The organism is Proteobacteria bacterium CG1_02_64_396, from assembly GCA_001872725.1.
Lineage (GTDB): Bacteria > Pseudomonadota > MNWR01 > CG1-02-64-396 > CG1-02-64-396 > CG1-02-64-396.
On the sequence record MNWR01000086.1, the window covers coordinates 1 to 9,736 of the forward strand.

9 protein-coding genes are annotated in these 9,736 nt (G+C 63.2%); 7 read left to right on the forward strand and 2 right to left on the reverse strand.

All coding sequences use genetic code 11. The annotated features are described in order from the left end of the window. Window positions 1-215: transposase (locus tag AUJ55_10100; protein OIO55598.1), on the reverse strand; the 215-nt coding region annotated here is incomplete at its 3' end. 234 nt (window positions 216-449) lie between these two features. On the opposite strand from AUJ55_10100, the gene AUJ55_10105 reads away from it, so the two are divergent. The 7 genes from AUJ55_10105 to AUJ55_10135 all read left to right on the forward strand — a co-directional run bounded on the left by AUJ55_10105 (window position 450) and on the right by AUJ55_10135 (window position 6,822). Beyond that, complete coding sequence (locus AUJ55_10105; GenBank protein OIO55599.1) at window positions 450-2,171, forward strand: hydrogenase; 1,722 nt, start codon at window positions 450-452, stop codon at window positions 2,169-2,171. 360 nt (window positions 2,172-2,531) lie between these two features. After that, entirely contained in the window at window positions 2,532-3,041 is a 510-nt protein-coding gene (locus AUJ55_10110) for a hypothetical protein (GenBank protein ID OIO55600.1), read from the forward strand. Window positions 3,042-3,084: 43 nt separating this feature from the next. Continuing rightward, complete coding sequence (locus AUJ55_10115) at window positions 3,085-3,603, forward strand: hypothetical protein (protein ID OIO55601.1); 519 nt, start codon at window positions 3,085-3,087, stop codon at window positions 3,601-3,603. Window positions 3,604-3,651: 48 nt separating this feature from the next. After that, the gene (locus AUJ55_10120) at window positions 3,652-4,635 is read left to right on the forward strand and encodes a hypothetical protein (protein ID OIO55602.1); all 984 of its coding nucleotides are present in this window, start codon (window positions 3,652-3,654) and stop codon (window positions 4,633-4,635) included. Between the two features lie 201 nt (window positions 4,636-4,836). Next, complete coding sequence (locus tag AUJ55_10125) at window positions 4,837-5,415, forward strand: septum formation protein Maf (GenBank protein ID OIO55603.1); 579 nt, start codon at window positions 4,837-4,839, stop codon at window positions 5,413-5,415. A gap of 111 nt (window positions 5,416-5,526) precedes the next feature. After that, on the forward strand, window positions 5,527-6,390 hold the full coding sequence (locus tag AUJ55_10130) for a hypothetical protein (protein OIO55604.1): 864 nt from the start codon (window positions 5,527-5,529) through the stop codon (window positions 6,388-6,390). Window positions 6,391-6,453: 63 nt separating this feature from the next. Then, window positions 6,454-6,822 carry a hypothetical protein gene (locus tag AUJ55_10135; protein OIO55605.1) on the forward strand — a complete coding sequence of 123 codons (369 nt, stop codon included), beginning with the start codon at window positions 6,454-6,456 and terminating at the stop codon, window positions 6,820-6,822. A gap of 64 nt (window positions 6,823-6,886) precedes the next feature. Here the strand turns inward: AUJ55_10135 and AUJ55_10140 are convergent. Continuing rightward, a partial coding sequence (locus tag AUJ55_10140) for a hypothetical protein (GenBank protein ID OIO55606.1) occupies window positions 6,887-9,736 on the reverse strand: 2,850 nt, incomplete at its 5' end.

Genomic DNA, 9,736 nt, shown 5'->3' on the forward strand with positions numbered 1-9,736 from the left:
GCCGTGGCCTCTTCGACGGTGACGGACGGCTTGCTGCCTGGACGCTCAAAAAGGGTCGACAGCCCCTCCATGGCCACCTTCTTCCACTGGCTGATCTGCGCCGGGTGGATTTGGTGTTCACTGGCCAACTCGCTTGTGGTTTTGACCCCCTTCAGGGCCTCCAGCGCCACCTTCGCCTTGAACTGCGCACTGTGTCGTTTGTGTTTTCCGGGCATCGCTTGGCTCCTCGCTCTCGCCAATCATGCCCCCTCGGTCTTAACAAAACCTACTGTCCAGTTTTTGGGGTCCACTTCATTACAGCAAACAAGACCAAAGTAGCGCAGCATGGATACTCTGGAAGAGTGGCTCAATCGCCACTTTACAAACTGCCAAAGAAGCTGCGAATTCGTATTTAAGCGATTTCCATTTTTTAGCTCTTTGCAGGCCCGCCGTCCCAAAGGAGAACCACCATGAGCGAGCGCATCGTTGTCGACCCGGTCACCCGCATCGAGGGGCATTTGCGCATCGAGGCGCGGGTGGAGGGGGGGGAGATCACCTCGGCTTATTCGGCGGGGACCATGGTGCGGGGGATCGAAATCATCCTTAAGGGGCGCGATCCCCGCGACGCCTGGGCCTTTGCCCAACGTATTTGCGGGGTCTGCACCCTGGTGCACGGCATCGCCTCGGTCCGGGCGGTCGAGGACGCGCTGGACATCCGCATCCCGGCCAACGCCAACGCCATCCGCAACCTGATGATCGGGGCGCAGTTCGTCCACGATCACGTCATGCACTTCTACCACCTGCACGCCCTGGATTGGGTCGATGTGGTCAGCGCCCTCAAGGCCGACCCCAAGGCGACCTCGGCGCTGCAACAGGCGATCTCGTCCCACCCGAACAGCTCCCCCGGTTACTTCAAGGCGGTGCAGGATCGGGTGAAAAGGTTCGTCGAAAGCGGCCAACTTGGGATTTTTGCGAGCGGCTACTGGGGGCACCCCGCCTACAAACTTCCCCCCGAAGCCAATTTGATGGCGGTGGCCCACTACCTGGAGGCGCTCGATTGGCAGCGCGACGTGGCGCGACTGCACGCCATCTTCGGTGGCAAGAACCCCCACCCCAACTTCCTGGTGGGCGGCGTCCCCTGCGCCATCGACCCCGATTCCGACTCGGCCATCGGGGCCAAGCAGTTGGTTGAGGTCGCCGCCATCATCGACAAGATGCGCACCTTCACCGATCAGGTTTACCTGCCCGATCTGATCGCGATTGCCGGTTTTTACAAAGAGTGGGCGGGGTACGGCGAAGGGCTGGGCAACTTCCTGAGCTACGGCGACTTCCCCGCCACCGACGTGCGCGATACCTCCTCTTACCTGGTCCCCCCGGGGATCATCCTGAACCGCGATTTAAGCACCGTGCATCCGCTGGATCTGCGCGACCGCGAGCAGATTACCGAGTCGGTGGGGCATTCTTGGTACGACTATTCGGGGGGCGACGGCGCGCCGCTCCACCCCTGGGAGGGTGAGACCAAGCTGCACTACTCCGGCCCCACCCCCCCCTACGAACACCTGGACGTCGAGAGCAAATACAGTTGGCTCAAGTCGCCGCGCTGGAAAGGCAAAGCGATGGAGGTGGGGCCGCTGGCCCGGATGCTGGTGATGTATGCCTCCGGCCACGCCCAGGCCCAAGAGCTGGTGGGCATGACCCTGAGCAAGCTGGGGGTCGGCCCCGAGGCGCTGTTTTCCACGTTGGGCCGCACCGCCGCACGCGGGCTCGAAACCAAGATCTTCGCCGACGCCATGGCGGGGTGGCTGGGGGATCTGACCGCCAACATCAAGGCGGGCGACCTGAGCACCCACAATAGCGCCAACTGGGATCCCTCGACTTGGCCCGCCAAGGCCCAAGGGGTGGGCTGGCACGAGGCGCCGCGCGGCGCGTTGGGGCACTGGGTGGTGATCGAGGATGGCAAAATCGCCAACTACCAGGCGGTGGTCCCCTCGACCTGGAACGCCGGTCCCCGCGACCACACCGGCCAACCCGGCGCCTACGAGGCGGCGCTGGTGGGGACGCCGGTGTTTGACGAAAAACTGCCGCTTGAGATTTTGCGCACGATCCACTCCTTCGATCCTTGCCTGGCCTGCGCGGTGCACGTGGTCGATGTGAACGGGAATCCGATTACGAAGGTGGTGCGTGGGGGATGAGGGTTTGGAGGGGTGGTTTTGGTAGGAGCGGCGCCCTCGCCGCGAAGCCTTTCCCCCAATGAACCGAAAATCTCGGCCCATCCTTCGACAAGCTCAGGGTGAGTGAAAAATTGGGCATCCCGCCACTCAGCCCGGTGATCGTTCTGCAACTGAGAGCGTTGAATTGGGTTGTAACGCTTAACCCCCACTTGTCCTCCCCCTGGGGGGGGAGGGATGCAAAGTGGCAACGCTTTCCTGGGTGCCGATACCTGTCCCCTCTCCCTGGCAGGGAGAGGGTTAGGGTGAGGGTCGAACGCCCCCACAACCGAGTTGCTTGCTTTGCAGACACCCTCCCCCAACAACCTACCCCCCGGAGCGCCCATGCTTCCATCCCCCGCCACCCGCCTCCCCATCGTCGTCCTCGGCATCGGCAACACCCTGATGGGGGATGAAGCGCTGGGGGTACGGGCGGTCGAGGCGTTGCAAGATCGCTTTGCCGGAGAGCCATCACTTACCTTCCTCGACGGCGGCACCATGGGTCTTGCGCTGCTGCCCTGGATCGAGTCCGCCGACCGGCTGCTGATTTGCGACGCGGTCAGCGGCGGCCAAGCCCCCGGTTTTCTTTATGAACTCCATGACGGCGAGATCCCCGCCATGCGGGGGCTGGCGCTGTCGCTGCACCAAATCGGCCTGCAAGAGATGCTGGCCCTATGCGCCCTACGCGACCTCACCCCTGCCCGCATGGTGTTGCTGGGGCTGGAGCCGAAGATCCTGCGATTGCATCGGACCCTGAGCGACCCGGTCACCGCCGCCCTGCCCGGTCTGATCGCCCGGGGCGAGAAGATCCTCGATGCCTGGCAACGGGAACTCGACCCGCTCCCCACCCTGTAGCACACTCGGCACCGTCCACTCTTCGATACCCCAGGAGGTCGCCATGAGCAGCCAGCACGAAGATCCCACCCCGCAACAAGGGCGTCTGATCGCCGCCTACGACAAGATGGTCGAGCGGGTTCGCGACGCCTTGGATAAGGCCCCCGAGATTACCTTTGAGCTGCTCGACAAGGGGATTGGCGAGGCGCGGCAGGCCGCCATCAAGCTCGGTGAGCTGACCGAAAACGAGGCCAAGGAGATCTCAGAGGCGGTCAAGCGGGACATGGCCAATCTCAACGCCGAGCTGCGCAAACAGGGTAAGAAACTCGAAGAGACCTTCGATCCCGACCACCTCAAGACCGGCGCCATCAGCGTGGGGAGTTTTCTGCTGGGCAAGATCCGGGAGGGGCTCGACTTTCTCGAAGACAAGCTCGATCAGCGGCTGACCTACCATACCCGGGATGTCACCGGCATCGGCACACTGACCTGCACCCAATGCGGCCAGCAGATGCATTTCAAAAAGACCGGCGTCGTGCCCCCCTGTCCCAAGTGCCACGGTCAGGAATTCAAGCGGGGGTTCTGAACCGCTTGATCCCATCACCCGCCAATCTCATCAAGTAAGAGACGTTTCATGCCCCAAATCACCCTTCACCCCAGCGAACACGAATTCGAATCGGAGCCGGGGGAGTCGATCCTGGCCGCCGCCGAGCGGGTTGGGATTCGCCTGCCCTTCGAATGTAAAGACGGCTCCTGCGGCATGTGCGCCGCCAAGCTGGTCGCCGGTTCGGTCGATCAACGCCGAGCCAAACCCTTCGGCCTGACCCCGCAAATGCGGGCCGAGGGGTATGTGCTCACCTGCGTGGCCATCCCTCAAGAGGATGTGGTCCTCGACCTGCCGTTGCAGGTCCCCTTCACCGAGGCGCGGGCCACCGTGGTGGCCAAAAACCGGCAGACCCACGACACCATTGAGCTGGTGTTGCAGCTCCCCCCCGAGGGGCACTTTGAGTACGAGGCGGGGCAATATGCCCAGCTCACCATTCCCGACACCCCGGTTTCTCGCGCCTACTCGATGGCGGCTCCGTTTCGGGAGGACGGCCGGCTGAGTTTCTTCATCCGCAAGGTGCCCGACGGCCAGATGACCGGCTACATCTTCGACGTGCTCGAAGAGGGGATGGCTTTGGATGTGTGCGGCCCCATGGGGAGCTTCGGTTTGGTCCCCGATTCCGAGCGCCCGATGCTGATGGTGGCGGGAGGCTCGGGAATGGCTCCGATTCAAGCGCTGCTGATGGCGCTCTTCACCCAAAACGACCCCCGCCCCACCCTGTTTTATTACGGAGCGCGGACCCAAGCCGACCTCTACCGCTTGGATTGGCTCAACGACATGGCGACGGTCCATTCCAACTTCGAGTTCGTGCCGGTGCTCTCCCACGAACCCGAGGATTCGGGCTGGGGAGGACGGCGCGGTTTCGTCACCGACGCGGTGCTCGAAGACCAACCCGATCTGACCCCCTTCGAGGCCTACCTATGCGGCCCCCCGCCGATGATCGAGGCGGCGGTGGCGGGGTTTTCGGCACAGGGGCTCGATGCCGAGCGGATTCGCTTCGACGCGTTTTAACGTAAAACCTGCCATTGAGGCTGTGGGAGGCGACCTCTGTCGCCGAAGCGAAGCTGAGTTGTCGCTTCAAGGGATGATGGGGTGGGTGCTGGATGCGCCTTTCCTCTTCATTCGCGGACAGAGGTCAGCTCCCACAGCCTCGATGCGGACATCGATGTTGGAAAACCGCTGGCTTCCCTAACCCTCCCCTACGGAGGCCCCATGCCCCCCCCATTGATCCTCGCCTCGACATCACCCTACCGCCGCACTTTGCTCGCCCGCTTGACCCCCGAGTTCGAGGCGATCTCCCCCGGGGTCGACGAGGGGCGCAGGCGCAACGAGGAGGCGGGGCATCTGGTGGCGCGGCTGGCCAAAGAAAAGGCCGAGGCGGTGGCGGCGCGCCATCCCGAAGCGGTGGTGATCGGGGCCGATCAGGCGGCGGTGACCGAAAGCGGGGCGATCCTGGGTAAACCGGGCAGTCGGGTCGGGGCCATCGCCCAGTTGGCGGGACTCTCGGGAACCACCGTGCGCTTTCTTTCGGCGGTCCATGTGGTTGGCCCCATCGGCGAAGAGGGGTGGATCGTTCCGACCGAGGTCGACTTTCGCACCCTGGAACTCGACGAGATCAAACGCTACGTCGACCGGGACGAGCCCTTCGACTGCGCCGGGGGGTTCAAGATCGAGTCGCTGGGGGTGGCGCTGATGGAGCGGGTGGTCCAGGACGACCCCACCGCTCTGGAGGGGCTACCGCTGATCTCCCTGGCGGCGGCGCTGCGGCGGCAGGGGTTGACGATTCCGTGATCGTTCCTGTGTTGGCGGCGGATCCTCTCAGGGCCGTGCAACGGGATAACGGGGGGTTTCGGGTCCGACAGCACCGTCCTGGATGACGCTCGTCTTGTTCGGAGGATCCACTTGTTCAACCTTCTTCTCTGGCTTGTAGGGCTGTTCTTGCTCTTGGCGACGGGCGTGGTTGCAGCCCGCATCGTCGGCGAACGGCTCCAGCGTCTGGAACGCGAAACCCTTCTTCACGCGCTTCACACCACCATCGCCCCCTGGTCTCCCTCGCGCATCAGCTTCGCCAAAGAGCTGCCCGGTCTGCCTGAGCCGGTCGCCCGTTACTTCAAGGCGGTCTTGCGCGACGACGATCCCATCCCCCGCCGCATCCACGTCGTGCAGCGAGGGCGTTTTCGCATCGGCACCTCGGAGTCGGGGTGGCGTTCGATGACGGCCGAGGAGTTTTTCACCCACCAACCCCCCGGGTTTGTCTGGCTGGCCGACATCGCCATGGCCCCCGGTTTCACCATCAAGGTGAGCGACCACTGCATTGCCGGTCACGGCGGGATGAAGGCGACCGTTTTGGGGATCGACCGACTCGCCCTGGCCGATCCCAAACCCAGCCCCGAGTTGGATTTAGGGGCGCTCCAGCGTTATCTGGCCGAAGCGGTTTGGTTCCCGTTCGCCCTGCTTCCAAGCCAGGGAGTGCGCTGGTTGCCCATCGATGCCCACACGGCCCGCGCCCGGCTTCAGGCGGGGCGCACCGTCGCCGAACTCGACTTCAGTTTCGATTCGGAAGGGCTGCCCGTGCAGGCGTTGACCCCGGCCCGCCCCCGCGAAGTAAGCGGGCACTATGAAAATAGGCCTTGGTTATGTCAGTATGAAAAGTATGGGAATGTAAACGGGGTACGGATTCCGTTGGCTGGGCGCGCGTCGTGGATTTTGCCCGAGGGAGTTTTGACCTATTGGGAGGGCGGCTTGGAACGGGTCGACTTCGCATAGTCATCCACCAAAACACGGCCGGTTTTTTGGGGGGGGTCGGTTGTTTTGCTCTGCGGAGAACCCGTGCGTATCGAACAAACTATCCTGAACCTGTTTGAAAAAGAATTCGGGTTCATTACCCGCTGTTTCGTCCACAGGGTGGTCCCGGTTCCCGAGGTCGAGAACAGCGACGACCCCCCGATCCCCCCCCGTCCCGGCGTGTTTCTGTTGTTGTCGGGCAAGAAGGTGCTCCATGTCGGTCGCGACTCCCAGAACATTCTCGACTGCGCCCTCCAAGCGCTCGACGATTGGCAGAGCAACCACGAAAAACCCTCCCTTCACGCCGCCAAACTAATGTTCATCCATATGCCGGTGGGTTGTAGTGGCTGCGCCCTGAGCTTGTTGCCGACCGTCGAGGAGAGCCTCTCCCGGTTGGTTGTCCTCCCTGCTTGAACGCCCCCATAAAAACGGCGGCCCCAATTGCGGGCCGCCGCCTCGAACGCGCTGAAAACCCCTTTTAAGGCAGAATCGTCACCCGATCATCCCCGGTTTGGGGAATGACGATCCGGCCGCTTGTGCCGTCGACCGTGACCCCATAGGGGGTGTCGAGGGTGAAGGGACCGCGCTGAGCCCCCCAATACTGACCGTTGGTGACGAAATCGGGCTGGCCCAGAAGATAGGTCGCGGCAACGCTGCTGCCCCCCCCGGCAAGTACACCAGCCAAGTTGTACCCCACCAAGCGGTAATTGCCTGAATCGGCTACCCAGAGCACCTGACGGAATGGATCGAAGGCGACCCCGGCGGGCAGATTCAGCCCCGTGGCGGTTGTGGTTGGGCTGCTGCCGGTGAAGCTGCCCTGCCCCAACACCCCGACGGCGGGCATGCCGTTGATGATCCCCAGCGACAGGTTGTAGAGCATGACCCGGTTGCCGTTGAAATCGGCCACCGCCAAGGCGCCGCTGGTCGGCTCGAAGGCCATGCCGACCGGATAAACCAAGCCGCTCTGAGTAGCCGATGCGGTGGCCGTGGTGAAGGTGGTCTGCCCCAACACGTTGGTCGCCGCCTGTCCGGTGACCACCCCATTGGTGATGTCGAAAATCAAGATCCGGGCGTTGTTGCCGTCGGCCACGAAGAGGTACTTGGTCCCCCCTGTGGTGGTGCCGATATGGACCGCTGTCGGGCTGCTCAAACCGACGCTGTTGGGAGTGCCCAATCCGGCATTGGAGGCCCAACCGGTGAAGGTGCTCTGGCCAATCACGGCCACCATCGTGGCCATGCCGTTGATGATGCCGCCGCTCAAGTCGAAGACCGCCACCCGGTTGTTGCCGCTCTCCGCAACGAAGAGCTGCCCGGTGGTGTTGTCGAAGGAGACCCCGGTCGGGGTATCGAGATATAGATCGGGGCCACTGTAAAAATCGTGGTCAAAATCGTTTTGACCCAGGACAAAGTCGGCCTGGAGATCGAGAGGGGTGAAGGCGGCGTCGGCTTGGAACGCCAATACCCGGTTGTTGCCAGGATCGGCCACGAAGAGGTAGTTGACCCCCAGAACCGCCCCCAGCGCGATGTCGGCGGGGCCTTCAAGCCCCACGGCGTTGGTGTCGTTGGCGCCAGGAGAATCGAAGAGACCGACCACCGAGGCATCCAGCATCCCCGGGACCCAGTTGGTTTGCCCGATGACGTCGAGGGCGTTGGGGCCATAGGCACCGATGGCAATGTCGTTGGCCAGGGTCGTCAGATCGAACGACACAACCCGGTCGCTTGCTGTCTCACCCACGTACAAGCGCCCGATCCCATCGCTGGCAAGACCATAGGGGCCGTTAAATTTGTTTTGAGCGGTCGTGAACGTGGTACTGGTCATGTTGGGCTGACCGTGCACAAACGCCGCGTTCATGCCGGTGACCGCCCCAGCGTTCAAGTCGAAGGTCAGAACGCGGTCGTTGAACTCGTCGGAGACGAACAGGTAGTTGCCCATGCTGGCGAGGAACCTCGGATAATCCATGGTTCCCGCGTTGGCGACCGATCCAGCACCCCGGTTGGCCAAATATCCGACGAAATCGGCCTGGCCCAACACCCAGGTCGCCGCCATGGCGTTGGCCAGATTGGCACCGTTCACCCCCAGATCGAAGCCGACCACCCGATGGTTCCAACTGTCGGCAATCCACAGGGTGTTGCCCATGAAGGTCAGACCGCGTGGATCGTTCATGGCGGCGGCGGTGGGGGCGACCGCACAGCTGTTGCTGGAACGGGTCATGAAGTCGGGCTGGCCGAGCACGACGTTGGCCGCCTGGCCGTTGACCAATCCGCCCATCCCCCCGGTACTGACATCCCACACCAGCACCCGGTTGTTGTTGGTGTCGGCGACGGCCAGCAGGGTTTTGCCCCCCACCACCCCGACCTTCACCCCTTTGGGGGCATTAAGGACCGAACCATCGATGGTAGTGCTGGAGCAACCTGAGGTGGCACCGCTGCGGTTGGCGTGAAATCCGGCGAAATCGGCCTGACCGAGTACCCTTGTTGCCGCCATGCCGTCGGTGATCCCGGCGGTGATGTCGTAGATCAAAACCCGGTCACTGACATCGTCGGTCACCAGCAGCCACTGCTTGGCGCCGTCGTCGAAGTAATCGACCCCCACCGGACTGTTCATGGTGGTGGCGTCGGGCGCCGCCATGTCCCGATTGGGATCGCTGTGCTCCATGTCGACCTGCCCAAGCACCGCCACCGCCTTACGGCTGGCGATGTCGTTGTTGGCGTTCAGGGCGTAGACCAGAACCCGGGAGTTGGAGTTGTCGGTCACGAAGAGGCGGTGCCCGACCGGATCGACCGCCATTCCATCGGGGTAACTCAATCCGTAGGGGCTGGTGTCGTTGAAGCCACCGTCGTCAAAGAGGGTGTTGGAAAGCGCCACCCCGAGGCTGTCGCTGTGGCCCAGCATCGCCGGATTGGCCGGTTTGCTGGCGGCGCTGGCCGGATCGCTGCCCAACAACAATTCGGTGCGGGTGTAGACCCCGTCGCCGTCGTGGTCACTCTCGGCAACCAGAGGATCGGTGCCCAGGGCGACCTCGCCGCCGTCGTTCAGACCATCGCCGTCGCTGTCGGGGTTGATCGGGTCGGTTCCGGCGACGGTCCACTCGTTGATGATGCCTGCAATGCCGTCGGCGTCGGGATCGGTCGCCTCTTCATCCAGCCGCAGGTCGTCGATGTAGATCCCCTTCTCGACGCCAATCCAGTTGGAACGCAGGCTCAGCCGCAGTTGCACCACGTTGCCGTTGTAAGGGCTCAAATCGAATGCGGCCAGGCGGTATTGGTTTTGATAACCCACGACGCCCCAACCGGGCAGGGCGGCATTGCTGTTTTGGGTGCCGTCGTA

Excerpts from the sequence above, each read along its gene's own strand:
- AUJ55_10115 (OIO55601.1), top strand. The coding sequence starts at position 3,085 with ATGAGCAGCCAGCACGAAGATCCCACCCCGCAACAAGGGCGTCTGATC.
- AUJ55_10125 (OIO55603.1), top strand. The coding sequence starts at position 4,837 with ATGCCCCCCCCATTGATCCTCGCCTCGACATCACCCTACCGCCGCACT.
- AUJ55_10120 (OIO55602.1), top strand. The coding sequence starts at position 3,652 with ATGCCCCAAATCACCCTTCACCCCAGCGAACACGAATTCGAATCGGAG.
- AUJ55_10110 (OIO55600.1), top strand. The coding sequence starts at position 2,532 with ATGCTTCCATCCCCCGCCACCCGCCTCCCCATCGTCGTCCTCGGCATC.
- AUJ55_10105 (OIO55599.1), top strand. The coding sequence starts at position 450 with ATGAGCGAGCGCATCGTTGTCGACCCGGTCACCCGCATCGAGGGGCAT.